This window comes from Methylobacterium sp. DB0501, from assembly GCF_011043735.1.
Taxonomy (GTDB): Bacteria; Pseudomonadota; Alphaproteobacteria; order Rhizobiales; family Beijerinckiaceae; genus Methylobacterium; species Methylobacterium alsaeris.
Map to the genome: position 1 here is coordinate 1 of NZ_JAAKGV010000030.1, position 26,195 is coordinate 26,195.

At 69.9% G+C, this 26,195-nt stretch carries 21 protein-coding genes and 1 rRNA gene; 6 read left to right on the forward strand and 16 right to left on the reverse strand.

Going from position 1 to position 26,195, the window contains the following annotated elements; genetic code table 11:
- From G4G93_RS31145 to fabD, 11 genes are all read right to left on the reverse strand, one after another.
- Positions 1 to 273, reverse strand: a 16S ribosomal RNA gene (locus tag G4G93_RS31145); the annotation flags it as partial.
- A gap of 341 nt (positions 274 to 614) precedes the next feature.
- Complete coding sequence (locus G4G93_RS31150; RefSeq protein ID WP_206290126.1) at positions 615 to 1,268, reverse strand: biliverdin-producing heme oxygenase; 654 nt, start codon at positions 1,266 to 1,268, stop codon at positions 615 to 617.
- Between the two features lie 11 nt (positions 1,269 to 1,279).
- The gene (locus G4G93_RS31155; protein WP_165090844.1) at positions 1,280 to 3,874 is read right to left on the reverse strand and encodes a histidine kinase dimerization/phosphoacceptor domain -containing protein; all 2,595 of its coding nucleotides are present in this window, start codon (positions 3,872 to 3,874) and stop codon (positions 1,280 to 1,282) included.
- A gap of 137 nt (positions 3,875 to 4,011) precedes the next feature.
- Complete coding sequence (locus tag G4G93_RS31160; protein ID WP_165090846.1) at positions 4,012 to 5,418, reverse strand: dihydrolipoyl dehydrogenase; 1,407 nt, start codon at positions 5,416 to 5,418, stop codon at positions 4,012 to 4,014.
- 116 nt (positions 5,419 to 5,534) lie between these two features.
- A complete protein-coding gene (gene gmk / locus G4G93_RS31165) occupies positions 5,535 to 6,224 on the reverse strand; it encodes a guanylate kinase (protein WP_165090849.1) in 690 nt (229 codons plus the stop codon).
- 165 nt (positions 6,225 to 6,389) lie between these two features.
- Positions 6,390 to 7,265 carry a YicC/YloC family endoribonuclease gene (locus G4G93_RS31170; RefSeq protein ID WP_165090851.1) on the reverse strand — a complete coding sequence of 292 codons (876 nt, stop codon included), beginning with the start codon at positions 7,263 to 7,265 and terminating at the stop codon, positions 6,390 to 6,392.
- Between the two features lie 16 nt (positions 7,266 to 7,281).
- Positions 7,282 to 8,682, reverse strand: a complete 1,401-nt coding sequence (gene mltG / locus G4G93_RS31175; RefSeq protein ID WP_165090854.1) for an endolytic transglycosylase MltG — start codon at positions 8,680 to 8,682, stop codon at positions 7,282 to 7,284.
- A 220-nt stretch (positions 8,683 to 8,902) separates the two neighbouring features.
- Positions 8,903 to 10,159: a beta-ketoacyl-ACP synthase II gene (fabF, locus tag G4G93_RS31180; protein WP_165090857.1), complete on the reverse strand. Its 1,257-nt coding sequence runs from the start codon at positions 10,157 to 10,159 to the stop codon at positions 8,903 to 8,905.
- A gap of 64 nt (positions 10,160 to 10,223) precedes the next feature.
- Positions 10,224 to 10,460, reverse strand: a complete 237-nt coding sequence (locus tag G4G93_RS31185) for an acyl carrier protein (RefSeq protein ID WP_048430877.1) — start codon at positions 10,458 to 10,460, stop codon at positions 10,224 to 10,226.
- A gap of 293 nt (positions 10,461 to 10,753) precedes the next feature.
- Positions 10,754 to 11,491 (reverse strand): 3-oxoacyl-[acyl-carrier-protein] reductase, encoded by a 738-nt coding sequence (gene fabG, locus G4G93_RS31190; RefSeq protein ID WP_165090860.1) that lies wholly within the window; start codon positions 11,489 to 11,491, stop codon positions 10,754 to 10,756.
- A 13-nt stretch (positions 11,492 to 11,504) separates the two neighbouring features.
- The gene (gene fabD / locus G4G93_RS31195; protein WP_165090863.1) at positions 11,505 to 12,440 is read right to left on the reverse strand and encodes an ACP S-malonyltransferase; all 936 of its coding nucleotides are present in this window, start codon (positions 12,438 to 12,440) and stop codon (positions 11,505 to 11,507) included.
- Positions 12,441 to 12,990: 550 nt separating this feature from the next.
- On the opposite strand from fabD, the gene rpoZ reads away from it, so the two are divergent.
- From rpoZ to G4G93_RS31215, 4 genes are all read left to right on the forward strand, one after another.
- Complete coding sequence (gene rpoZ, locus G4G93_RS31200) at positions 12,991 to 13,401, forward strand: DNA-directed RNA polymerase subunit omega (RefSeq protein WP_048436834.1); 411 nt, start codon at positions 12,991 to 12,993, stop codon at positions 13,399 to 13,401.
- 260 nt (positions 13,402 to 13,661) lie between these two features.
- The gene (locus tag G4G93_RS31205) at positions 13,662 to 15,908 is read left to right on the forward strand and encodes a bifunctional (p)ppGpp synthetase/guanosine-3',5'-bis(diphosphate) 3'-pyrophosphohydrolase (protein ID WP_165090866.1); all 2,247 of its coding nucleotides are present in this window, start codon (positions 13,662 to 13,664) and stop codon (positions 15,906 to 15,908) included.
- 180 nt (positions 15,909 to 16,088) lie between these two features.
- Positions 16,089 to 16,679 (forward strand): orotate phosphoribosyltransferase, encoded by a 591-nt coding sequence (gene pyrE / locus G4G93_RS31210; RefSeq protein WP_165090869.1) that lies wholly within the window; start codon positions 16,089 to 16,091, stop codon positions 16,677 to 16,679.
- A 371-nt stretch (positions 16,680 to 17,050) separates the two neighbouring features.
- A complete protein-coding gene (locus tag G4G93_RS31215) occupies positions 17,051 to 17,728 on the forward strand; it encodes an NYN domain-containing protein (protein ID WP_165090872.1) in 678 nt (225 codons plus the stop codon).
- Positions 17,729 to 17,758: 30 nt separating this feature from the next.
- Here the strand turns inward: G4G93_RS31215 and G4G93_RS31220 are convergent, their stop codons facing one another.
- From G4G93_RS31220 to G4G93_RS31235, 4 genes are all read right to left on the reverse strand, one after another.
- Complete coding sequence (locus G4G93_RS31220) at positions 17,759 to 18,682, reverse strand: NAD-dependent epimerase/dehydratase family protein (protein WP_165090874.1); 924 nt, start codon at positions 18,680 to 18,682, stop codon at positions 17,759 to 17,761.
- Positions 18,679 to 19,692: a glycosyltransferase family 4 protein gene (locus tag G4G93_RS31225; RefSeq protein WP_165090877.1), complete on the reverse strand. Its 1,014-nt coding sequence runs from the start codon at positions 19,690 to 19,692 to the stop codon at positions 18,679 to 18,681. The genes G4G93_RS31220 and G4G93_RS31225 overlap by 4 nt, the downstream gene beginning before the upstream one ends.
- Positions 19,693 to 19,760: 68 nt before the next feature.
- On the reverse strand, positions 19,761 to 20,183 hold the full coding sequence (locus G4G93_RS31230) for a cupin domain-containing protein (RefSeq protein ID WP_165090879.1): 423 nt from the start codon (positions 20,181 to 20,183) through the stop codon (positions 19,761 to 19,763).
- Between the two features lie 243 nt (positions 20,184 to 20,426).
- Positions 20,427 to 22,445, reverse strand: a complete 2,019-nt coding sequence (locus G4G93_RS31235) for a protein meaA (protein ID WP_165090882.1) — start codon at positions 22,443 to 22,445, stop codon at positions 20,427 to 20,429.
- A gap of 202 nt (positions 22,446 to 22,647) precedes the next feature.
- Between G4G93_RS31235 and ccrA the strand changes: the two genes are divergently transcribed.
- Together ccrA and leuD are read left to right on the forward strand one after the other, a co-directional pair.
- The gene (ccrA, locus tag G4G93_RS31240; protein WP_165090885.1) at positions 22,648 to 23,943 is read left to right on the forward strand and encodes a crotonyl-CoA carboxylase/reductase; all 1,296 of its coding nucleotides are present in this window, start codon (positions 22,648 to 22,650) and stop codon (positions 23,941 to 23,943) included.
- 145 nt (positions 23,944 to 24,088) lie between these two features.
- A complete protein-coding gene (gene leuD, locus G4G93_RS31245) occupies positions 24,089 to 24,691 on the forward strand; it encodes a 3-isopropylmalate dehydratase small subunit (RefSeq protein ID WP_165090888.1) in 603 nt (200 codons plus the stop codon).
- 130 nt (positions 24,692 to 24,821) lie between these two features.
- On the opposite strand, the gene G4G93_RS31250 is transcribed toward leuD, so the two are convergent.
- Positions 24,822 to 26,009 carry a hypothetical protein gene (locus G4G93_RS31250; RefSeq protein ID WP_165090891.1) on the reverse strand — a complete coding sequence of 396 codons (1,188 nt, stop codon included), beginning with the start codon at positions 26,007 to 26,009 and terminating at the stop codon, positions 24,822 to 24,824.
- Positions 26,010 to 26,195 lie beyond the last annotated feature (186 nt).

Sequence of the window (26,195 nt, forward strand, 5' to 3'; positions counted from 1 at the left end):
CTCTCAGACCAGCTACTGATCGTCGCCTTGGTGAGCCATAACCTCACCAACGAGCTAATCAGACGCGGGCCGATCCTTCGGCAGATAAACCTTTCTGCTCTCGCACGTATCCGGTATTAGCTCAAGTTTCCCTGAGTTATTCCGAACCGAAGGGCACGTTCCCACGCGTTACTCACCCGTCTGCCGCTGACACCACGAGGATGCCCGCTCGACTTGCATGTGTTAAGCCTGCCGCCAGCGTTCGCTCTGAGCCAGGATCAAACTCTCAAGTTGAAGAGCTGATCAAAGCTGATCACAACATAAACGGAGGCTCACGACCGATCGGCGTTTCCACCAATCGTGTGAGCACCGAAACGTCAGACCAGCATCATCCTACTCACGATCCCACCCAGAGGCAGGATCCGCAGGGACGACGCCGTCCACGCTTCTCTTTCTCGTATGAACTTGTCAAAGAGCGACCCGGCTGAAAACCGGGGTATCATCGGCGACGACGGGACCAGCACCTGACCAAGGTCAGGCTCGCCGGCCCGGACTGTCTCGAAGATGGCTCAGCGCCCGGTCCGCTGTCGCGGCCGGCGCCGATGAGCGGGGTATATGGCCGGCGCTCCGGCCCGTCAACCCCGCTGCGAACCTTTTGCGACAGGCCCCCTCCCCTCCCCGTCCGGGAATGGCACGGGCGATAGCGGCAGGGGGGCGGCACAGAGCCAGAGGCGCATCACGTCGAAGGTCCGGGTCGCCGAGGCGACGATGACGTCAGGGTCGCCGGCTCGCGCCTCCTCGGTGAGGCGCTGGCGGAACCGCTTCCACATCGGACCGGTCTCGCGGCCGTGGGCGGCGTAATAGCGGCAGCCATGATCCGGCGAGAGGCCGAGCTGCCGCCCGATCTGCTTGGCGATCACCTGTCCGCCGAGAGTCGAGCCTTCGAGGACGTAGAGCGCGCCGAACGCCTGATCGCGGTTGGACGGCAGAATCATGGAGGCTCGCGGCAGCGCCTCGATCGCCGCGTCGTCGAGGCCGAGGAGGCGCAGGTCGGCGGCGAGATGGCCGAGGCGCCGGCGCGGATCGAAGAAGGTCGGGTCGTCCAGGACGTCGGCGAGGGCGGGCTCCAGCACCACGTGGAGGCCCCAGAATCGAGCGAGCAGCGCGCGGTAGCCGTCGCGCGTGGTGACACGGGATTCCCAGGCGAGATCGCGCTCGATCGCTTCGTGCGCCTCCCGCGTCTCCGCCCGCAGGCGTTCCAGGATGTCGGTCACAACGATGTCGTTCAACGGGATCTCGCTCACGCCGTGACCGTGAAGCAGGCGCCGGGGCGATTCTCGACCTCGAGGCGGGCGTTGATCTGGTCGAGCATCGCCCGGATCAGCTTCATCCCGAGGCCGGTGCCGCGGGCCGGGGCGTCGGACCATCCGGCGGGCAGCCCCTGGCCGTCGTCGCAGACCGAGAGCCGAACCCGTCCCTCTGTCTCGCCGGTGACGCTCACGGCGACGCGGCCGCCGCTCTCCGCGAAAGCGTATTTGAAAGCGTTGGTGATGAGCTCGGTCGCGATCAGCGAGAGCGCGACCGCCTTTCGGTAAGGGACCATCAGGCCCTGCTCGGCATCGAGATCGACGGCGTGCCCCTCACCTGCCATGCCGGCGAGGTCGGCGCAGAGGTTCTCGATCGTCTGGCCGAGATCGACCTCCTCGACGCTCTCGGCCTGGTAGAGGCTGTCATGGACCCGCGCCACGCTCATCACCCGGGCCGCGGTCTCGGCGAAAGCCGCCTGCGAGGCCGGATCGGTGACTTGGCGGCGCTGCATTTGCAGGAAGGCCGAGACGATCTGGAGCGAGTTCTTGACCCGGTGGTCGATCTCGCGGGTGAGCAGATCCTTCTGGGCGAGTAGGCGTTCCTTGTCGGCCAGCAGCCCGGTCAGCTCGGCGATCTTGCGGCGCTGGCGCAGCACGACGCCCTCCACCGCAAGGGCCAGGGCCTCGGCGATGTCGACCTGCCACGGGGCGAACGGCTCCGAGACGCCGCGGCGTTCCTCGACCCAGCGCTCGAACGAGCGCCGGGGCAGCACTGCCACCGGTCCGCTGCCGGCGAGGACGGGCTTGCGTGGGTCGCCGCCCCAGGTGACCGTGCTCGGGACTTCCGGCCGGAACCACAGCAGAAGGTGGTGCCGCTCCGGATCGACGAAGACCGCCATGAGGCCGCTGGCGCATTCGGCGTAGGGCGCGCTCGCCGGGTGTGCGGCGGCAAATTCCGCCGTGACGTAGCTGCTGCTCCCCGGCGGCAGCGTCGCGCGCAGCCAGGCGGCGATCGTCAGGATCGCGGCTGCCGGCGGACTCTTCCCGAGGCTGCGTACGGAATCGTTCGATACCGTGGCGGCGCCGCCGGCCCCGAACAGGTCGAGCAGGGTGTGGCTGTTCTCGGTCAGCGCGCTGACGAAATCGTCGGAGCGGGCGAGCTCGCGCACCAGCTCGCTTTCGAGCGCGAGGTGGGCCTGCTGCTCCTGCCACAGGCGCCGGCTCTCAAGCTCGTAGACCCGCATCGCGAAGGCGTCGGCGAGCACGGTGGCGGCGGCGCGCGTCTCCGGCGCGACGTAGTGCGGCTTGCGGTGATGGCCGATCATCAGCCCCCAGAGCCGGCCCTCGACCAGGATCGAGACCGACATCGAGCCGTTCACCCCGAGATTGCGCTGGTACTCGAGGTGGATCGGCGACAGGCTGCGCGCTTGGGCGAAAGTGAGGTCGACGGGAGCATTGGCGGTGGCCGGCGTCGCCACCAGGGGCACCGGCACGTAGTCGCGATCGATGACGAAGCGGCTCTTCGAGCGGGTGTAGAGCGCGCGGGCCTGGGCCGGGATGTCGGAGGCCGGGAAGCGCAGGCCGAGCAGGCTGCGGGTCCAGGTCGGGTCCTTGTCCTCGGCGATCGCGGCGCCGTTCCAGTCGGGGTCGAACCGGTAGACCAGGATACAGTCGAAGCCGGTCAGCGCCCGGGTCTCCCGCGCCGCGACCGCGGCGGCTTCCTCCAGCGTGGCGGCACCGCGCAGGCGGCCGATCGCCAGCTCGGTGTCGAGCTGGCTCGCGGTGCGGAAATCCTCCGGGTGGGCCGGCGCCAGCTCGAGTTCGACGATGATGCGGTCACCGTTGCGGTGGGCCACCGCCTCGACCGGCAGGCCGAGGGTGGAGGGCAGCACGACGCGGGCGCGGACGGTGCGGCCGGGATCGACCGCTTCGCCCTGCAGGCTGTCGCGAATTCGGTCGGCGAGGTCGGTGCCGAGCAGAGTGGCAAGGTCGAGGCCGAGGGGATCCCGGTCGAGGGCGTCGAGTACGTTGCCGCTGCAGGCCGTCACCGTGAGGGTGTCGACCTCGGCGGCGACCAGCACGGCATGGGGCTGGATCGCCCCGGGGATGTGGATCGGCTCCTGCTCGCACAGCCGCGGGTCGACCGGCTCGGCCCGGACCCGCTGGCTCACCGCCGCCTGCACCGCCTCGCGCCGATGACCCGGCTCCAGGGCTTCGACCGGCTCGGTGATGAGCCAGTAGCGGTCGGGCATCGCAGCGTGGCGCAGGGTGATGCGCACCTGCATCGGCCGCGGGTCGAACCCGTAGACGAACGAGAACGGGCGGTCGAACCGGCCCCGCCGCACGCCCTCACGGAAGCGGCCGTAGAAATGCGGCAGATGGGTGCAGGGCGCGACCTCGGTGAAGAAGTTGCGGCCGATGACCCGCTCCGGCGCACGGCCCGAGAACGCGCTCTCGGCTCGGTTGTAGCGATGGATGATGCCGGCGCCGTCGATCTGGATCACGCCCTGGCGCAGCGCGTCGAGATCGCGCGGCGCGAGTGCGTCCAGATCGATCGTCGGAGCCGTGTTCGGGTCGGGAAGGGTCACTGTAGTTCCAGGGGAGCGGTGGCCCGGGACGGCCGTGCGTCCGGCCAACCGTCCGGCGACATGAGGCGCACCTTAACGACTTCCTACCCTGAACGGAACCGCAACGCGTGGTCCCCGGCCCCTCGGATCGCGCAACGTCACCGCGTACCTCCGGTCTGCTCGGCCACGGCCTTGACGGCGCTCGAGAGACCTTCCTCGAGGGTCGGGTGATAGAAGGGGCGGTCGAGGAAGGTCGCGGCCGTCCAGCCCTCCTGCACCGCGATCACCATCAGGTGAGCCAGATGCTCGATTCCGGGCCCGATCATCGCGGCGCCGGTCAGGCGGCCGTCGGGCGCAGCGTAGACCCGGATCAGCCCGGCAGCCCGATCCATCGCCCGGGCGCGGCCCTGATCGGCGAACGAGGCCTCGCCGACGACCCAGTCGCGGGCCGACTCCGCATCGAAGGCCTCGCCGATCGCGGCGATCTGCGGGTCGGTGAAGACGAGGCCGAAGGCCGGCCAGGGCGGCGGTGCCTCGACCTGCGGGAAGCGCGCGGCGTTGCCACCGGCGACCCAGCCCTGGCGCTGGGCCTCGTGCAACACCGGGCGCTCGTGATTGGCGTCCCCGGCGATGAAGACCGGGGCGGTGCCGCACTGGAGCGTGCGCGGGTTGAAGTCCGGCAGGCCGTCCTCGTCGCTCTCGATTCCAGCGGCGGCGAGATCGAGACCGGAGAGGTTCGGCGGGCGCCCGGCGGCGGCGAGAACGCGGGAGAAGGTGCCGCTGCCCTGCTCGCCCGATTCGAGTCGCCAGGTCAGGCGCACCTCGTCGCCCACCCTCTCGGCGGACTCGACCGTGGCGCCGAGGCGAAGATCGATCTCGTTCCCGAGCAGCGACGCGGCGCATGCGGCGACCTTCGGGTCGCGGATGCCTCCGACCGCGCCGGCGGGATCGAGGAGGGTCACCCGCACGCCGAGGCGGGTCATCGCCTGGGCGAGTTCGAGCCCGACGGGGCCGGCCCCCAGGACCGCGAGGGAGTCGGGCAGCGTCTCGATCTCGAACAGCGTGTCGGTGGTCAGCACGCTGTCGGCCACCGGCCGCAGGGGCGCCGGCAGGCTCGGGCTCGACCCGGTGGCGATCACCACGGCCCCGGCGGTGATCCGGGTGTGGTCGTCGACGAGGAGCGTGGTCGGGTCGGCGAAGCGCGCAGTGCCGGAAACCCGCAGCTCCGCCGGGATGTCGTCGAGGCCTGCGCAGACCGAGGCGACGAAATCGTCGCGCAAGGTTCGCACCCGCCGCATCACCGCATGCCCGTCGACCCGGACCTCGCCGGCGGCGAGACCGAAGGCCCGCGTCTCGCGGGCGTCGTGGGCGGCCCGTGCCGCCTCGATCAGGAGCTTGGAGGGCATGCAGCCGACCCGGGCGCAGGTGGTGCCGCCGGGGCCGCGCTCGATCAGCACGACGCGGACGCCCGCCCTTGTAGCCGCTCCATGCGCGGCGATGCCCGCCGTGCCGGCCCCGATGATCGCCACGTCGCAGGTCAAATCTCGGCTGGCCGGTTCATGCATCGCCGTTTCCCTCTGGCCGACCGGCACGGCGCGGGGGGCGACGTCGCGGAAGTGACGTCCCGGAAACATCGATCGCGGACGATTCGTTCCGGTGCGTCAGGCTTTCCCCGCCAGCTCTAGGAATGATTATCCCGGGAATCGGCGGTCTCGGCCAGCAGGCCGTCGACGAAGCCGGCGAGGCCGACCTGACGCTCGCGGCGCAGGTGCTCGGCGGCGAGGATCGCCTCCAGGGTCTTGAACGAGCGGTCGAGATCGTCGTTGACCAGCACGTAATCGTATTCCGACCAGCGCTCGATCTCGGTGCGGGCGTTGAGCAGCCGGCGCTCGATCGTCTCGGCGGAATCCTCGGCCCGGCGCTCGAGGCGGCGGCGCAGCTCGGCCATGCTGGGCGGCAGGATGAAGATGGTCACGACGTCGTCGCGCAGCTTGGCGCGCACCTGGCGGGTGCCCTGGTAGTCGATGTCGAAGATCATGTCGCGGCCGGCGGCCAGCGCCCGCTCCACCGGGCTGCGGGGCGTGCCGTAATAGTTGCCGTGCACCTCGGCCCATTCGAGCAGGTCGTCGCGCTCGCGCAAGTGCTCGAAGGCGTCCCGGTCGATGAAGCGGTAATGCTGGCCATCGATCTCGGACGGGCGGCGCACCCTCGTGGTGACGGAGACCGAGAGTTCAAGGCCCCATTCGGGGCGCTGCGCGAGGGCCCGGGTCAGGGTGGTCTTGCCCGCCCCCGAGGGCGAGGAGAGAATCAGCACCAGGCCCCGGCGCGCCACCGGTGTGGTCAGGAGTTCGGAGCCCACGGTCGATCCCATCGCGTTGCTTCACCCTCTGGCCGGCCTCGCCCGGAAAGGCCCGGGCGACGCGGTGCGGCCGGCGCGGGCCGGCCATCCGATTCGAGTCCACCCCCAATGCCGTCCGTCCGGCCGACGCGCAACCGGGGAGGCGACGACGAAGCGGGGACAATCGCCCCGGTACCCCTACTCGACGTTCTGCACCTGCTCGCGGAACTGCTCGACCACCGCCTTGAGGTCGAGGCCGATGCGGGACAGCGAGACGTCGTTGGCCTTGGCGCAGAGCGTGTTGGCCTCGCGGCCGAGTTCCTGGGCCAGGAAGTCGAGCCGGCGCCCGACGGCACCGCCGGTGGCGAGCAGGTCGCGGGCGGCACCGATATGGGCGCGCAGGCGGTCGATCTCCTCGCGCACGTCGGCGCGGGCGGCGAGCAGCACCGCTTCCTGGTGCAGGCGGGCCGGATCGAGGCTGGCGCTCTCCAGGAGCGCGGCGACCTGCGCTGCGAGGCGGGCCTTCACCGCCTCGGGGCGACGGGCCGGGCAGGCCTCCGCCGCCTCGACGAGGTCGGCCATGACGGAGAGCTGGCCGCCGACGATGTCGGCCAGCGCCCGCCCCTCGGCACGGCGCCCTTCCGCCAAGGCCTCGACCAGCCGGCCGGCCGCCACCGCGAGGTCGCAGCGCAGGGCCTCGTCGTCGCCGGTTTCCTCCTCGACCTCGACCACGCCCCGCACGGACAGGAGCCCGTCGACGGAAGGCAGCGTGATGCCGAGCGGCATCGGCACCCGGGTCACGGACTCGGCGAGGGCGGCGAGCAGCGCCTCGTTGATTCTGACCCGCGGTGCGGCTTCCGTCCGCGACAGGGTCAGGGTGAGGTGGCAGGTGCCGCGGCCGAGGCGCTTCTGCACCAGGGCGCGGGCCTCCTCGCCGACGGAATCGAGGCCGGCCGGGACCCGGACCCGGATTTCGAGTCCGCGGCCGTTGACGCTCTTCAGTTCCCAGGCCCAGTGCGCGGGCCCGGTGCTCCCGGCCTCGCGGGCGAAGCCGGTCATGCTGGCGATGGACATCGGGGCGCTCGGATGTTTAGCGCGGGACGGGCCCGGCCTTGGGCTGGGACAGGACCGGCACGGTCTTGGGCGAGTTCAGATCGAACGTCTTGTTGCGCAGGGGATCGCGAGCCGTCCCCTCCGAGGCGTCGAAGGCGCGCGAGCGGGCGCTGCTCGCGTCGCTGCCGTCATAGGCCATGGGGGCGCCCGCGACGGAGGCGCCGGGCAGGCCGGTGCGCGGCGGCAGGGCCGCCGGATCGGCCTGCGGCGGCTCGACCTTGTCGACGCCGACCGTCGAGCCCGGATCGGCGGCGGCCTTCGCCTTCTCGACCTGGCGCCAGCGGGCGACGTTGCGGTTATGCGCCTCCAGGGTCTCGGCGAAGACGTGGCCGCCGGTGCCGTCGGCGACGAAGAACAGCTCCTTCGTCCGCGAGGGATTCGCCACCGCCTCGAGCGCGGCCCGGCCCGGATTGGCGATCGGGCCCGGCGGCAGGCCCTCGATCGCGTAGGTGTTGTACGGCGTCACCCGGTCGATCTCGGAGCGCAGGATGCCGCGCCCGAGGGTGCCGCGGCCGCCGACGAGGCCGTAGACGATGGTGGGATCGGATTGCAGCCGCATCCGCTTCTGCAGGCGGTTGACGAACACCCCGGCGACCCGCGGCCGCTCGTCGGCCCGGCCGGTCTCCTTCTCGACGATGGAGGCGAGGGTGACCATCTCCTGCGGCGTGCGCACCGGCACGTCGGGCGAGCGGCGGGCCCAGATCTGGCTCAGGACCTCGCGCTGCTTGGTGCGCATCAGGTTGAGGATCTTCTGGCGCGAATCGCCACGCTCGAACTTGTAGGTGTCGGGGAGCAGCGAGCCCTCGGGCGGGGTCTCGTTGATGTCGCCGGTCAGCACATCGTTGTCGTTGAGGCGGGCGACGATCTGCTCGCTCGTCAGGCCCTCCGGGAAGGTGATGGCGTGCTGAACCGGCCGGCCCTGGATCAGCACGTCGACGACGTCGTCGATGCTGGCATGGGCCTTGAAGTTGTACTCGCCGGCCTTGAGCGCCGCTTTCCGGCCGAACCGGGCGGTCAGCTCGAACAGCATCGGATGGGCGATCACGCCTTCGCGCTTGAGCAATTCGGCCATCTCGCCGACGCTGGAGCGGGGCACCACCACGACCTTGTCGGCGGCGAGCGGCCCCGCCTCGTTGGTCTGACGCTCCAGGACGACGAGGCCCAGGATGGCGCCGAGCCCCAGGATGACGAACAGGGTCAGGAAGCCGCTCACCGCGGAGAGCAGGCCGCCGCGCTCGCGCACCGGCTTCTCGGGCGGGGGCGGCGCGGCCGTCGGCTTGATGGCTTCGCTCGGGCTGCGCGGGGCGAGCCGGTTCGGCTGGCTGACCGGCTCCGGCGCGCTCGGCGCCGGGTCCTGCGTCTTCGATCTGCGAAACATGGCGGTCCTGTCGTGGCGCGTCCGGGAAGCCGGCCGTGGACGCGCGTGCCGGCCCGATGGGGCGGAGAGCGACCGAGACCCTAGCAAGTTTTATGGCGAAATGGAGCCGGTGCGGGCCGGCGGCCACAGACGAGAAAGCCCCTCCGCGCGGGCGAGAGGGGCTTTGGAGGTCTCGGCGATGATAATCGACGCCGGGTCGTCGGACCCGGCACCGGATCCGTCACACCCGCCGCAGGATCAGCGAGGCGTTGGTGCCGCCGAAGCCGAAGGAGTTCGACAGGGCGATGTCGACGGTCCGCTTCTGCGCCGTGTGCGGCACGAGATCGATCGCGGTCTCGACCGAGGGATTGTCGAGGTTGAGGGTCGGCGGCACGACGCCGTCGCGGATGGCGAGCACCGAGAAGATCGCCTCGATCGCGCCGGCGGCGCCGAGCAGGTGCCCGGTGGCGGACTTCGTCGAGGACATCGCCACGTCGGTGGCGTTGCCGAGCAGGCGCTCGACGGCCTTCAGCTCCAGCTCGTCGCCGAGCGGCGTCGAGGTGCCGTGGGCGTTGATGTAGTCGATCTCGGACGGGGCGATTCCGGCACGCTTCACCGCCGCGCTCATGCAGCGATAGGCGCCGTCGCCGTCCGGCGAGGGCGAGGTGATGTGGTAGGCATCGCCCGAGAGGCCGTAGCCGATCACCTCGGCGTAGATCTTGGCGCCGCGGGCCTTGGCGTGCTCGTACTCCTCGAGCACCACCACGCCGGCGCCCTCGCCCATCACGAACCCGTCGCGGTCGCGGTCGTAGGGGCGGGAGGCGCGCTGCGGCTCGTCGTTGAAGCCGGTCGAGAGCGCCCGGCAGGCGGCGAAGCCCGCAAGCGAGAGCCGGTTGATCGGCGATTCGGCGCCGCCGGCCAGCATCACGTCGGCGTCGCCGAGCGCGACCAGGCGCGCGGCGTCGCCGATGGCGTGGGCGCCGGTGGAGCAGGCCGTCACTACGGCGTGGTTCGGGCCCTTGAGGCCGTGGGCGATCGAGACCTGGCCGGAGGCCAGGTTGATGATCCGGCCCGGGATGAAGAACGGCGAGATCCGCCGCGGCCCCTTCTCGAACAGCGTCACCGAGGCATCGTAGATGCCGCCGATGCCGCCGATGCCGGAGCCGATGAGGACGCCGGTGGCGCACTGGTCCTCGTGCGAGGTCGGGTGCCAGTCGGCATCGTCGAGCGCCTGGCCGGCCGCCGCCATCGCGTAGACGATGAAGGGGTCGACCTTGCGCTGCTCCTTGGCTTCCATCCACCGGTCGGGATTGAAGGTGCCGTCGCTGCCGTCGCCGAGGGGGATCGAGCAGGCGATCTTGCACGCCAGATCCGACACGTCGAAGGCCTCGACGCGAGCGGCACCGCTTTGCCCCTCGATGAGGCGGCTCCACGTGACGTCGACGCTGCTGCCCAGCGGCGACACCATCCCGAGGCCCGTGACGACGACTCGACGCATCGCGTTATCCCGACCCGATCCCATGACGGAAGCGTACTACCTTTTCAGCGGAAGACGACGGCGATCAGCCGGCGTTCTTCTCGAGGAACTTGATCGCGTCGCCGACCGTCTGGATCGTCTCGGCGGCGTCGTCCGGGATCTCGACGTTGAACTCCTCCTCGAACGCCATCACCAGCTCGACGGTGTCGAGGCTGTCGGCGCCCAGATCGTCGATGAAGTTCGCGTTCGGGGTCACCTTCTCGGGCTCGACGCCCAGGTGATCGACGACGATCTTCTTCACCCGGTCCGCGATATCGCTCATCGTGTAGGTCCTTAAGTTACTGCTCGTGGAACTGTTCGGAGCCGCCGCGTGCGGGCGGAGCCCCGGGGAAGGTCGTGATGCGGCCGGGAGCACCGGTCGCGCATGTCGTGGAAAAGCCGCGGACGGCCGGTCCGTCAATCCCCTTGCACGGCCGGCGGGTGCTTAACACAGGGATTTAGCCCTGGCGAGGGCCGCTTCACCTCCGGTTAAGAAACCGTGCCACCCGCCTGGGGAATGTGTCCGGCAATCCCCAGAGACGGCCCAGAACATCGCCGCGGCCGCCATTGGGCGGCCTAGAACATCGCCATCCCGCCGTTGACGTGCAGGGTGTGCCCGGTGACGTAGGCCGCCTCGTCGGAGGCCAGGTACACCGCGGCGGCGGCGATCTCGGCGCCCTCGCCGAGGCGCCCCATCGGCACGGTCGCCAGGATGCCCTCGCGCTGCTTGTCGTTCAGCGCGTCGGTCATCGGCGAGGTGATGAAGCCCGGCGCGATGCAGTTCACGGTGATCTTGCGGCTCGCCACCTCGGCGGCGAGCGCCTTGGTGAGGCCGACGAGGCCGGCCTTGGCGGCGGCGTAGTTGCCCTGCCCGGCATTGCCGGTCGAGCCCACCACGGAGCCGACATTGACGATGCGGCCGTAGCGGCGCTTCATCATGCCCTTCACCGCCGCCCGCGACAGCCGGAACGCCGCCGTCAGGTTCACGGCGATCACGCTGTCCCACTCCTCGTCCTTCATGCGCAGGAAGAGGTTGTCGCGGGTGATGCCGGCATTGTTGACCAGCACGTCGAGCCCGCCGAGCGCCGCTTCCGCGGCCGGCACCAGGGCCTCGACCGCCGCGGTGTCGGACAGGTTGGCCTCGAGGATGTGGACCCGCTCGCCGAGCTCGGCGGCAAGCGCCTCCAGGGCCTCGCGCCGCGTCCCGGAGACCGCCACGTGGGCGCCCTGGCCGTGCAGGGCCCGGGCGATGGCGCCGCCGAGGCCGCCTGTGGCGCCGGTGACGAGGGCCTTGCGGCCGCTGAGGTCGAACATGCTGGGGTCTTTCTCAGAGCGTGAGGGCCGCGATGTCGGCCGAGGTGCCGACCGGCGTGGCGGAGGTTCCCGCCGCGATGCGCTTGACGAGGCCCGACAGCACCTTGCCGGTGCCGATCTCGTAGAAGGCGTCGACGCCGGACGCCGCCATGGCGGCCACGCATTCGCGCCAGCGCACGGTGCCGGTGACCTGCTCGACGAGCGCGGCACGGATCGCCGCCGGGTCGCTGATCGGGGCGGCGAGCACGTTCGCCATCACCGGGACGGCGGCGGGGCGAAGATCGACGGCCGCCAGCGCCGCGCGCATCGCCTCGGCGGCGGGCGCCATCAGGCCACAATGGAAGGGAGCGGAGACGTTGAGCATCACCGCGCGCTTGGCGCCGCGGCCCTGCGCCAGGGCGACCGCCCGCTCCACCGCCGCCCGGTGGCCCGAGACCACGACCTGGCCGGCACCGTTGTCGTTGGCGACATCGCAGACATCGCCCTGCCGGGCCTCCGCCGCCACCTCGGCCGCCGCCTCGACGTCGAGGCCGAGAAGCGCCGCCATGGCGCCCGAGCCCACCGGCACCGCCTTCTGCATCGCCTCTCCGCGCAGGCGCAGCAGGCGCGCCGCATCCGCGAGCGACAGGCTGCCGGCGGCGGCGAGCGCGCTGTACTCGCCGAGCGAGTGGCCGGCGACGAACGCGACGTCGCGGGCGAGGTCGAGGCCGTTTTCGGCCTCCAGTACCCGCAGCACGGCGAGGCTCGACGCCATCAGGGCCGGCTGGGCGTTGGTGGTGAGGGTCAGCTCCTCGGCCGGACCCTCGAACATCAGGTGCGAGAGGTTCTGGCCCAGCGCCTCGTCGACCTCGGCGAAGACCGCGCGGGCGGCGGTGTGGTCCTGGGCAAGGGCGGAGCCCATGCCGACGGCCTGGCTGCCCTGGCCCGGAAAGATGAAGGCGCGCGACACGTGCGGGGTGCTTCCTGCCCTGGGTTGAGTCGATGCGGCTGCGGGACGCAGTGATTGGGCGGCGCCAGTCGCAGAGCGGCCGGCGCTAGTCAAGCGTGGCTGGACCGTAAAAATGCATCGCCTCGCTCGGGGGAATCCTGCCGGCCGGACAGGATCGCTCGTGTGGTTCTCTGCGGAGGCCGGGTCGTTCGGCAAGAAGACTTCGGCAAGAAGGCATGGCGCGGGTTTCTCCCTCCCCCCTCTGCGGGGGAAGGTGGCGAGCGCAGCGGGACGAAGTCCCGCCGGGAGGGGCGGCGCGACGCTTCAAGGCTTGGCGCCCTCCAAAACGGTTCAGTCATTTTCGGAAGCGCGGTTCCCCTCGCCCGCCCGGCTCGGCCGGGCACCCTCCCTCCGCAGAGGGGGGAGGGCGAAACCCGCGCCATTCATTGAACCGACTGCCCGGCGACGCTTCGCACTACCCCATCCGCCACCGACGCTTGTTGCAAAACGGCATCTCGTGTAGGGAGGCCGGTACTCCGAGATTTTCGTATGACCAAGGAAGGGGTCGCGCATGGCTCGCGTCACCGTTGAAGACTGCATCGACAAGGTCGAGAACCGCTTCGAGCTGGTGCTGCTCGCCGGCCATCGGGCCCGCCTGCTCTCCTCCGGCGCCCCGCTCACCATCGACCGCGACCGCGACAAGAACCCGGTCGTGGCCCTGCGCGAGATCGCCGACGAGACCATCACGCCGGACGACCTGAAGGAGCAGCTGATCCACTCGCTGCAGAAATACGTCGAGGTCGACGAGCCGGAGGCCGAGACGGTCCCGCTGCTCTCCAGCTCGCCCGCCGCCGCCGCGGTGGCGCCGCAGGGTTCGGGCGACGGCGACGACATCCAGTTCGACCGGATGAGCGAGGAGGACCTGCTGCGCGGCCTCGAGAACCTCGCGCCCCCGACCGAGACCGAGGAAGAGGGCGACTGAGTCGTCCCCGAGAGCCAGACGCGCATCGAACCCGGCCGAGAGGCCGGGTTTTTTCGTGACCTTTTCGACCGATCCCGCGCGGAAGCGGGGCTTCCGCGACGTTTAGGGGCTGGCGCGGCCGCCCGTTCGGCTCGATATTTAAGCCCGGACCTCCACCAGCGTCGTCGGCGTTCAGCGCAACCGGCCCGTTCCGGCACGCCGCGACGCCTCCGCCGGCCGCGTGCCGGCGGGTCTTACGCGCCTAAGGAGACCAACGGCGGATGATGCGCCAGTACGAGCTCGTCGAGCGGGTCAAGGCCTACAATCCCGGCGCCGACGAGGGGCTGCTGAACCGGGCCTACGTCTACGCGATGCGGGCGCACGGCACGCAGAAGCGCGCCTCGGGGGATCCCTTCTTCGCCCACCCGCTCGAGGTGGCGGCCATCCTCACCGACCTGCGGCTCGACGACGCCACCATCGTGGCGGCGGTGCTGCACGACACCGTCGAGGATACCGCCGCCACCCTCGACGAGATCAACCGGGTCTTCACGCCGGAGATCGGCAAGCTCGTCGACGGGCTGACCAAGATCAAGCGCCTGGATCTCGTCTCGAAGCGCGCCGCCCAGGGCGAGAACTTCCGCAAGCTCCTGCTCGCCATCGCGGCGGACGTACGGGTGCTGCTGGTCAAGCTCGCCGACCGGCTGCACAACATGCGCACCCTGCAGCACATGCCGGCGGAGAAGCGCGCCCGCATCGCGCAGGAGACCCTCGACATCTACGCGCCGCTGGCGAGCCGCATGGGCATGCAGGAGCTGCGCGAGGAGCTGGAGGACCTGTCCTTCGTCAATCTGAAGCCGGACGTCTACGCGACGATCGCCAAGCGCCTCTCCGACCTCTCGGCCAAGTCCGAGCGGCTGGTCGAGAGCATCGAGCGCGACCTTGCCGCCAAGCTGGCGAATGCCGGCATCGCCGCCACCGTCAAGGGACGGCAGAAGCGCCCCTACTCGATCTGGAGCAAGATGGAGCGCAAGTCGGTCGCGTTCGAGCAGCTCTCCGACATCTTCGGCTTCCGGGTCATCGTCGACGAGGTCGATACCTGCTACCGGGCGCTGGGCGTCGTCCACACCACCTGGCCGATGGTGCCGGGGCGCTACAAGGACTACATCTCGACCCCGAAGCAGAACGATTACCGCTCGATCCACACCACGGTGATCGGGCCGAAGAGCCAGCGCGTCGAGCTGCAGATCCGCACCACCGAGATGGACGAGATCGGCGAGTACGGCATCGCCGCCCACGCGCTCTACAAGGACGGCGCCCCGCACCTCGCCACCGAGAGCGGCGCCTACCAGTGGCTGCGCCGCACCATCGAGCTCCTGGCCGAGGGCGACAGCCCCGAGGAGTTCCTGGAGCACACCAAGCTCGAACTGTTCCAGGACCAGGTCTTCTGCTTCACCCCCAAGGGACGGCTGATCGCCCTGCCCCGGGGCGCGACGCCGATCGACTTCGCCTACGCGGTCCATACCGACGTCGGCAACACCGCCGTCGGCGCCAAGATCAACGGCCGCATCGCGCCGCTCCTCACCGAGTTGCAGAACGGCGACGAGGTCGAGATCGCCCGGGCCGACGGCCAGATCCCGCCGGCCGCCTGGGAATCCCTCGTCGTCACCGGCAAGGCGCGGGCCGCGATCCGGCGCGCCACCCGCTCGGCGGTGCGCCGGCAATATGCGGGCCTGGGCCGCCAGATCCTGGATCGGGCCTTCGAGCGGGCGGGCAAGAACTTTTCCGACGAGAAGCTGCGCGGCGCCCTGCCGCGGCTCGCGCGCCAATCGACCGAGGACGTGTTCGCGGCGGTGGGCCGGGGCGAGATGTTCTCCGGCGACGTCGTGAAGGCGGTCTACCCGGACTACAAGGACGAGCGCCGTGCCGCGGCGAGCCAGCCGGCGCCGGGCCAGCCCCGGCCGCACGTCAACGGCGCCGGGCGCCTGTCCCTCGACAAGGACCAGACGGTGCGCCTGACCTGGCCGGGCAAGGCGGCGGCCAAGGACGGGGCCGCCAAGGATGGCGCGCCCGACGAGGGCGCGATCCCGATCCGCGGCCTCGACCGCGACCTCCTGGTGCGCTTCGCGCCCGATGGCGGCGCGGTCCCGGGCGACCGGATCGTCGGCATCCTCACCCCCGGCGAGGGCGTGACGATCTACCCGATCCAGTCGCCGGCGCTCGCCGCCTTCGACAACGAGCCCGACCGCTGGCTCGACGTGCGCTGGGACGTGGACGGCGCCTCCAACCAGCGCTTCCCGGCCCGGCTCGCCCTGCAATCGATCAACGAGCCCGGCAGCTTCGCCCAGATCGCCCAGGTGATCGCCGACCACGACGGCAACATCGACAACATCTCGATGAAGCGCCGGACCCAGGACTTCACCGACGTGACGATCGACCTCGCGGTCTGGGACCTCAAGCACCTCAACGCCATCGTGTCGGAACTGCGGGCCAAGCGCGTGGTGAGCCGAGTGGATCGGGTGAACGGCTGAGGCGGGATTGCACGATGGCCGGGGCGCTGCCACAAGCCCCGGCTCAGTGCCGCCCCTGGAGCGGCGTTCGATCGCCCTGCCATCGGACGCCGCTCCAGGTCTTTGATCTCGCCGCATTTTCTGCGACGAAGCGGCATCCATTTCGTCGAAAAATGCTCTCGAACGACCACTGAAGGTGCCATGACCTCCGACGACGTCCTCGCCGAATTCCGCTCCGCCGGCGCCCTGCTGGAAGGCCATTTCGTGCTCTCCTCCGGGCTGCACAGCGCGGTCTTCCTGCAGAAGATGGCGATCTTCACCGATCCGGTGCGCACCGCCCGGGTCTGCGGGGCGCTGGCCGAGCGGATCAAGGATCGGTACGGCCGGGTCGATTACGTGGTCTCGCCGGCCATCGGCGGCATCGTGCCGGGCTACGAGACTGCCCGGGCTCTCGGCGCCAAGGCGATCTTCGTCGAGCGCGATCCGGGCAAGCCCTTCGCCCTGCGTCGCGGCTTCCAGATCCCGAAGGGCGCCCGCGCGGTCATGGTCGAGGACATCGTCACCACCGGCCTGTCCTCGCGCGAGTGCCTGGCTGCCCTGACCGCCGAGCCCGGCGAGGTGGTGGGCGCGGCCTGCCTGATCGACCGCTCCGGCGGCAAGGCCGATCTCGGGATGCCGCTCGTCGCCCTCGTCACCCTCGACATCCCGAACTACCCGGCCGACCAGCTGCCGCCGGAACTTGCCGCGATTCCCGCCGTGAAGCCCGGCAGCCGCGCCCTCCCGGGCGCCTGAGACGTTTTCCGGAAAGATTTCCTTCCGAAAACGCATTGCAAGCCCGCGACGGCGGAACTTCGACCTGCACGCTCGAGCGAAGCCGATTTTTCGTTTCGGGCATGGGATCCGATCGGATTGCTGGAAGCAATCGGTCGGACATCGCATGACATCCTGACGGAATCGCGCTTATCCCCGCTCGGCCGCCGCACCGTCGCTTGACAGGTGCGTCGGCGCGTCCTTAGCTGATCCTATTGCGGCCGCTGTCCGGTGTGCGGCACCCGCTCTGATTGCCCCCGCCTGATTTCCCAGGGGGCAGTGCTTTGCTCGTCGCGGCTTTTCTCGCAAGTCATTCTTTCCGTGCGGCCGTACCGCACCTTTAAGGATCAATAATGCCCAATCCCCCCCGTAGCGCTTTATTCATTGACGGCGCCAATATCTACGCCACCACCAAGGCTCTCGGCTTCGACATCGATTACCGCAAGCTCCTGGCCGATTTCAAGGCACGCGAGAATCTGGTCCGCGCTTTCTACTACACCGCCCTGGTCGAGGACCAGGAATATTCCTCGATCCGGCCGCTGATCGACTGGCTCGACTACAACGGCTATCGCGTGGTCACCAAGCCGGTCAAGGAATTCACCGATTCGACCGGACGGCGCAAGATCAAGGGCAACATGGACATCGAGCTGACGATCGATGCCATGGAGCTCAGCCCCTATATCGACCACATGGTGCTGTTCTCCGGCGACGGCGATTTCCGGCCGCTGGTGGCGGCGATGCAGCGCCGCGGCGTGCGGGTGACCGTGGTCTCCACCGTGCAGACCCAGCCGCCGATGGTCGCCGACGAGCTGCGCCGCCAGGCCGACGACTTCGTCGACATCGTGCAGCTCATCCCCCGCATCGGCCGTGACCAGGGCGACCGCCCGGTGCGCCAGCCCCGCGCCCTCGGCCCCGACGGGCCGCGCGATCCTGGCCCGCGCGACTTCGGCGAAAGGGCGCCCCGGACCACCGTGAACCTCGAGAATCGCTACGGCATCCGCCAGAACGAGGAGGACGACGCGGAGGATTGATCCTCCGGGCCGACGGCTCCGGGCCTGCGCTCAGCCGCCGGCCCGCGCCAGGGCCGCGAGGCCGCTGCGCGTCTCGACCGGCGCGGTCCAGCCCAGCGCCTCCAGCCCCGCCGCCCGCGCGACCAGGGAGCCGGCGAGGCGCTCGCGCAGCTCGCCCCGTCCGGTGAGGCTCAAGACCGCGTCGAGGACGAACTCGGGCACCGGCAGCAAGCCGGGCCGGCGGCCGAGGCCGGCGCGCAGGGCGGCGATCATCTCGGGCACGCTCACCGGCTCGGCCTCGCTGACGATCAGCGGGCGGCGCATCGCTCCGGGGGCCCGCAGCACCGCATGGACCGCATCGCTCAGAGATTCGACCGAGACCAGGGAGCGCTGCCCGGCGAGCCCCCCGAGGGGGAGCGGGTACGGCGCCCGCGCGAGCCGCATCAGCGCCGCCATGTTGCCCTTCTGGCCCGGCCCGTAGACCAGCACCGGCCGCAATGCGGCGTAGTCGATGTCGATGCCGGCCAGCGCCTCCTCGGCGGCGAGCTTCGAGCGGCCGTAGGCATCCGTGGGAGCCGGGGCGTCGGCCTCGGTGAGCGGGCCGGCGGCGGAGGGACCGACTTGAGCCCGGATCGAGGACAGGAACACGAAGCGGCGCACTCGGGCGCGGGCCGCCGCCTGGGCGAGGCCGCGCGTCGCCTCGGTGTTGAAGCTCCGGTAATCGTCCTCGGGCGCCCCCGACATGGCGTGGGCGAGCCCGGCCGAATGCACTACCGCGTCGGCGCCGGACAGGGCGGCCGCCATGTTCTGCGGCCGGGCGAGATCGCCGACCACCGCGCCGCTGATGCCCGGCGGCAGCTCCACCGGCCGGCGCAGCAGCACCCGCACCCGGTAGCCCCGGGCGCTCAAGGCGGCCAGCAGGTGGCGGCCGATGAAGCCGGTCGAGCCGGTGAGGGCGACGAGGGGAGCGGTCATGCGGCGGTGGTCCTGACGGCGGGCAGGGAGAAGAGGCGGAGCAGCCCGGCGACGAGCCCGGCGCCGAGGGCGAGGGCGGCGAGCGACATCGCCCAGCCCGGGACTGCCAGCGTCGCGGCGGCGAGGAGCGCCAGGGCGAGGTTCAGCCCGAACACCGCCCCGACGACGAACGGCACCGAGCGCCCGTTGGTCGTGGCGCGCTGGTAGTAGTGGCTGCGATGCGCCTGCCAGACCGGCTCGCCGGCGAGCGCCCGGCGGCCGAGGGTCAGGGTCGCGTCGGCAAGGGAGTAGAGCGGCAGCAGGATCGCGGCGGTGAGCCCCCCCTCTCCGGCGAGCCGATAGAGCAGCCAGGCGACGAGGAGGCCGATCGGCAGCGAGCCGACATCGCCCAGGAAAAGCTTGGCCACCGGCCGGTTGAACGGCGCGAAGCCGAGGAGCCCGCCGAGGAGCGCCGCCGCCACCAGGGTCGCGGGCTCCGGCAGCCGGCCGGCGAGGCCGAAGACCAGGAGGGCGCCGAGCACCGGCACCATCTCGGCCACCGTCATCCAGTCGAGCCCGTCCATGAAGTTGACGAGGTTGACGAACCACAACCCGGCCAGCACCGCGAGGCCGCGCTCGAGCCAGAGCGGGAGTTCGGGGATGAGCTGTCCGCCGGCCCCTGAGAGCACCAGCACCACCGCCGCCGCCTGGAGCGGCAGGCGCAGGGCGACCGGGAGCGGGCGGATGTCGTCGACGGCGCCGACGACCGCCAGCGCCAGGGTGCCGGTCGCGAGGCTCAGAGCTTCGATCCCCGCCGTCCCGGCCAGCCCGAGACCGACCGCGAGGGCGGCCACTACCACGGCGATTCCGCCGCCCTGCGGCGTCGGCACGCGATGGCTCGACCGGGCATTCGGCCGCGCCAGGGCGTAGCGCTGGAGCAGCGGCCGCAACAGCATGATCAGCCCGGCCGACAGGGCGGCGGCGCAGGGAACGGCAACGATGGGGACGGCGACGAGGGGGCTGATCGGCATACGGCAGGGTGTGGACGATGGGGGAAGACACCCCTACCCCACCGCTCCCGCCGCAGCCAGACGGTGCGTCACGCCGGCGAGGCCAGCGGCTTGCCCTTCTCGACGATGTAGGTACTGACGAGGCGCACCGGCTTCGTCCCGCTCTTCGACCCGGCATGGGGCACGCCCGGCGGCACCTGGAACCCGTCGCCGGCCTTGAGCACCCGGGTCGGCTGGCCCTCGATCGGCAACTCGATCTCGCCCTCGACGATGTAGCCCGATTCGATCCCCGGATGGGTGTGGCGGCCGACCAGCACGCCGGGCTCGATCTCGACCTCGGCGGTGATGGTGACGTAGCCGGGCGCCGGTCCCTCGGTCTGGCCCAGGATCTTGCGCTTGACCCCCGGCGTGGCGGCGGGCGGCGTCTGGGCGCCGGCCTCGGTGGCGAGAAAGCCGGTCAGGCTGCAGATCGCGCACGAGGCGAACCCCGCGAAACCGCGGCGCGTCAGCATGGTGTTCCTCCCGTCGTCGCGCGCTCGTTGGACCGGCGCGGTTCGGGGAGTGTGCGCGCGTCGTCCGGACAGTCAAGCGATGGAGAGAGACTGGTGCCTGCTTGGACCGGCCCACGATCCGACATCCCAACGATCGCTGGCCCGCCGGGGTCGTCCCGGGCTCGCCGAAAGCGAGAACCCGGGATGACAAGGCGGGTTTCAGCAACGTCGGGAGAGCCGGCTTCAACTCTCCCGGGGCAGGCCTCAGAACACTTCTTCCCGCCGCGGCTCCGCGTTCTCCGCCTCGCGCTTCGCGATCGCGCGCTCGACCACCTTGGCGAGGCCGACCATGATCGTGTCGAGGGCATAGTCCTTGGGGGTGTAGATCGCGGCCACGCCCATGTTCTTCAGCACCAGCTCGTCCTCCGGCGAGATGATGCCGCCGACGACGACCGGGATGTGGTCGAGGCCTTCCTGGCGCAGGCGCGACCGGACCTCGCGCACCAGCGGCACGTGCGAGCCGGACAGGATCGACAGGCCGATGATGTGGGCGTTGCGCTCCCGCGCCTTGGCGACGATCTCGGCCGGGGTCTGGCGGATGCCGTCGTAGGTCACGTCGAAGCCGACGTCGCGGGCGCGTAGCGCGATCTGCTCTGCGCCGTTCGAATGCCCGTCGAGGCCGGGCTTGCCGACGACGAGCTTGGGCGCCTCGCCCAGGCGCTCGCCGAGATCGGCGACGAGGAGCCGCGCCTCCTCGGCCGCCCCCGAGGTGACGGTCTCCGGGGTGACGCCGGTGGGGGCGCGGTACTCGCCGAAGACCTGGCGCAGGCGCTCGCCCCACTCGCCGGTGGTGACCCCGGCTTTGGCGCAGGCGATCGAGGCCGGCATCACGTTGCGGCCCTCGCGGGCCGAGGCCTCCAGCTCGTCGAGCGCCGCCGCGACGGCGGAAGCGTCGCGCTGGCTGCGCCAGGCCTTGATCCGGCCCTGCGCCTCCATCTCGACCGTCTCGGAGACGGTGAAGATCGCGCCGTCGCCGGCGGTGAGCGGCGAGGGCTCGCCGTTCTGGAACTTGTTGACGCCGACGACGACCTGCTCGCCGCGCTCGATCGCCGCGATGCGCTTCGCGTTCGATTCGACCAGCGCCCGTTTCATCGTCCCGGTCTCGATCGCCGCGACGGCGCCGCCGAGCGCCCCGATCCGCGCCAGCTCCGCCCGGGTCTCGGCCTTGAGCGCCTCGACCTTGGCGTCCATCACGACCGAACCGTCGAAGATGTCGTCGTATTCGAGGAGGTCGGTCTCGAAGGCGAGGATCTGCTGCATCCGCATCGACCATTGCTGGTCCCAGGGCCGCGGCAGGCCGAGCGCCTCGTTCCAGGCCGGCAGCTGCACCGCCCGGGCGCGGGCGCGCTTCGACAGCGTGACGGCCAGCATCTCGATCAGGATGCGGTGGACGTTGTTCTCCGGCTGCTGCTCGGTGAGGCCGAGCGAGTTCACCTGCACGCCGTAGCGGAAGATGCGCTTCCTCTCATCGGTGATGCCGTAGCGGTCGCGGGTGATCTCGTCCCAGAGATCGCAGAAAGCCCGCATCTTGCAGATCTCGGTGACGAAGCGCAGGCCCGCGTTGACGAAGAACGAGATCCGCCCGACCACGTCGGCGAAGCTCGCCTCGTCGAAATCGGGATCGTCCCGCACCGTGTCCAGCACCGCGATGGCGACGGCGAGCGCGTAGGAGAGCTCCTGAACCGGCGTCGCCCCCGCCTCCTGCAGGTGGTAGGAGCAGACGTTCATCGGGTTCCACTTCGGAACCTGGCTCGTCGTGAACAGGATCACGTCCTTGGTGAGCCGCAGGGACGGGCCCGGCGGGAACACGTAGGTGCCCCGCGACAGGTACTCCTTGATGATGTCGTTCTGGGTCGTGCCCTGGAGGGCCGAGAACGGCGCCCCCTGCTCCTCGGCCACCGCGAGATACAAGGCCAGCAGCCAGGGGGCCGTGGCGTTGATGGTCATCGAGGTGTTCATCTGGGAGAGCGGGATGTCCTGGAACAGGGTCCGCATGTCGCCGAGATGCGCGATCGACACGCCGACCTTGCCGACCTCGCCGCGGGCGAGCTCGTGGTCGGGGTCGTAGCCGGTCTGGGTCGGCAGGTCGAAGGCGACCGACAGCCCGGTCTGCCCCTTGGCGAGGTTGCCGCGGTAGAGCGCGTTCGATTCCGCCGCGGTGGAATGGCCCGCATAGGTGCGGATGATCCACGGCTTGTCCCGCTTGACGTCCGGCTCGCCCATCTGCGCCCTCGTCCCTCGTTGTCCGGCTGTGCCCGCAGGCCCGGATGCCCGCCGCAGGCAGCAATGGTAACCGCACCCGGCTTGACCGTCATCCATGACGTAAGACCGACACGTCGGCCACGTCGCCAAAAGGGCTATTGAGGCCCTTTGGAACGGCGCTAGAATTCGCGGTGCAGTGCATCATACCAAGGGAGGGTCCGCAATGGCAGCGAGCGCCGCGCTGGAACCGGTGGCAAAGGGTGGGCCCCAGGTGAAGGATCTCTACGAGATCGGCGAGATTCCACCGCTCGGACACGTTCCGGCGAAGATGTATGCCTGGGCGATCCGGCGCGAGCGCCACGGCCCGCCGGAAACCTCCATGCAGATCGAGGTCCTGCCGACCTGGTCGATCGGCGACGACGAGGTGCTCGTCCTCGTGATGGCCGCGGGCGTCAACTACAACGGCGTCTGGGCCGGCCTCGGGGAACCGATCTCGCCGTTCGACGTCCACAAGGCCGATTTCCACGTCGCCGGGTCGGATGCCTCCGGCATCGTCTGGGCGGTCGGCGCCAAGGTGAAGCGCTGGAAGGTCGGCGACGAGGTCATCGTCCACTGTAACCAGGACGACGGCGACGACGAGGAGTGCAACGGCGGCGACCCGATGTTCTCGCCGTCCCAGCGCATCTGGGGCTACGAGACCCCGGACGGCTCCTTCGGCCAGTTCTGCCGGGTGCAGTCGCGCCAGCTGATGCACCGGCCCCGGCACCTGACCTGGGAGGAGAGCGCCTGCTACACGCTCACCCTCGCCACCGCCTACCGGATGCTGTTCGGCCACGCCCCGCACACGATCAAGCCGGGCCAGAACGTGCTGATCTGGGGCGCCTCGGGCGGCCTCGGCGTGTTCGGCGTGCAGCTCTGCGCGGCGGCCGGCGCCAACGCCATCGCGGTGATCTCGGACGAGTCGAAGCGCGACTACGTCATGAGCCTGGGCGCCAAGGGCGTCATCAACCGCAAGGACTTCAACTGCTGGGGCCAGCTGCCGAAGGTGAACTCGCCCGAGTTCAACGAGTGGACCAAGGAAGCCCGCAAGTTCGGCAAGGCGATCTGGGACATCACCGGCAAGGGCAACGACGTCGACATCGTGTTCGAGCACCCGGGCGAGGCGACCTTCCCGGTCTCGGCGCTGGTGGTGAAGCGCGGCGGCATGGTGGTGTTCTGCGCCGGCACGACCGGCTTCAACATCACCTTCGACGCCCGCTACGTCTGGATGCGGCAGAAGCGCATCCAGGGCTCGCACTTCGCCCACCTGAAGCAGGCCGCCGCCGCCAACCAGTTCGTCATCGACCGCCGGGTCGATCCCTGCATGAGCGAGCTCTTCCCCTGGGACAAGATCCCGGAGGCACACACCAAGATGTGGAAGAACCAGCACGCGCCGGGCAACATGGCGGTGCTGGTGAACTCGCCGCGGGCGGGACTGCGCACCTTCGACGACGTGCTGGAACTGTCCGGGTCGCGGTGACGCGACCCGCTCGCGCCGACGCGAGATCGGTCTCGCCGGCGCGGCTCGCGCTTCCCGCCGCATCGGCGAATTGCTAGAACACCTCCGAACTGACGCCGCGCGGGACCACCCCCCCGCGCGGCGCGCATCTCGGACGAAGCGACCCATGGAAAAGTTCACCGTGCTGGAGGGCGTTGCGGCCCCGCTGCCGATCGTCAACGTCGACACCGACCGCATCATCCCCAAGCAATACCTCAAGACGATCAAGCGCACCGGCCTCGGCAAGGGCCTGTTCTCCGAGATGCGCTACCGCGACGACGGTTCGGAGAACCCGGACTTCGTCCTCAACCAGCCGGCCTACCGCAACGCCAAGATCCTGGTGGCGGGCGACAATTTCGGCTGCGGCTCCTCGCGCGAGCACGCCCCCTGGGCGCTCGCCGATTTCGGCATCCGCTGCATCATCTCGACCAGCTTCGCCGACATCTTCTTCAACAACAGCGCCAAGAACGGCATCCTGCTCATCACGGTGAGCCCTGAGGACCTCGAGAAGCTCCTCGACGATGCGAATCGCGGCGCCAACGCGACGCTGACGATCGACCTCGAGAACCAGCTCATCAAGGGGCCCGACGGCGGCACCCTGCACTTCGACATCGATCCCACCCGCAAGCACAACCTGCTCAACGGCCTCGACGATATCGGCCTGACCCTCGAGAAGGCGTCGTCGATCGACGCCTACGAGGCGAAGCTCGCCGAGCGGCCCTGGGCCTGAGCCGACGGCGCGAGCCCGTCGTCGCCGCGGCCCGGAGCATCGATCGCGTCGCCTGCGTGCGATGCTCCCGGCGCGGCACCGGATCTCCTTTTCCCCGACGAAGCAGTGACCGCTTCGTCGGGGGCGGGCGTCAGGCCGGCTGGCTGTCCTTCGAGGCCTCCGGGGCGCTCTTCTCCGCCGGCTTGACGGTCGAGCGCACGACCATGAACTTGTTGAGCAGGTCGAACCAGAACGGCGCACCCAGCGTGACGGCGAGCGCGGTCACCAGCCAGCCGAGGACCATGAAGAAGATCGGCTTCGCGCAGCCGGTGTCGCCGCATGTCGCCAGCTGAGGCGGCGGCGACCAGCCCATCAGGAAGCCGGCCTTGTCGAGACTGTCCTGCAATTGCGCAAGCCTGTCCTGCATTTCCTTCGCACTCAGGCCGGCCGGCTGTCCGGCGGGCGTCTGGCCGTCGGGTTTCTGTCCCACCGCCCCCTGCCCGGCGGACGGCCGGTTCCCGGTCGTCGGTCCCTCGCCCCCCTGTCCGCCGGACGCCTGGTTCTCGGTCGTCTGTCCGTTGGGCTTCTGGAGCAGCAATCCGGCCTGGCTCACGACGGCTTGCCGGTAGGACTTGTCGGTGTTGAGCTTCCGGGCGATCTGGATGGCGTCGATGTTGAACGCCGCAGCCACGACAAACCCCAGCACCGCCAGGATCATCTGGGTTCGCCGCTTGTACCAGCCGGATACCCGATCCATGGTGGCGTTGTACCATTGCTCGATGTTGAGACGGACGCGATCGAGATCGCCCTGAGCATCGTCGATCGCGATGAGAAGCACTGTTTGCAGACGCCCCGGATGCATGGCCGCCACCGCCTCGCGAAGGGACGCCACCGGGTCTGCCGGGTCCTTTGCCGGAACTGGCCGGACCGGCAACGGCACCGGGACTACCGGAGCCAACACCTGAACCGAAGGAGCCGGGGGAGCCTTCCGGGCCAGGTCGATCAGGGCATTCGCGAAGTTGCGTGACGGAATGTAGGCCGGCAGCCTGGACCGATACGTCAACTTATCGAGCCTTCCGTCCTTTTTTCCGTATGCACCGGTATATAAAGGATAAATGAAGGAGTGATTGTAGAAAGCGACGAGGTTGCCGACGTCGCCAGATAGCGTCTTTTTATCTTCATCCTCGGAAAGAAGCTCGGCAATTCCTCGTTCAAGATCGGATGCTCGTGACTTCATCAGAGTCTCGATCATTTCCCGTAACGCAGTACACAGCAGGCTGACGAACAGGAACAGCAGGACGAGGCCGATCGCGACCTCCAGCACGTCAGACCCGAACATCGAATCGCCTCACATCCAACAACTCGAGATTTATATCATCTTCATTGTCCACGGGCAGCCGTTCGTCGAGCGCGATCTGCCCGGCGAAAACGGAAAACACCTTTTCGCTGGGGCATTGCGGTGACGCCGCGGCCGGGCGCGTCAGGAATTCCTTAACCCTGATGCCGCCCTATTCGGATGCTTGAA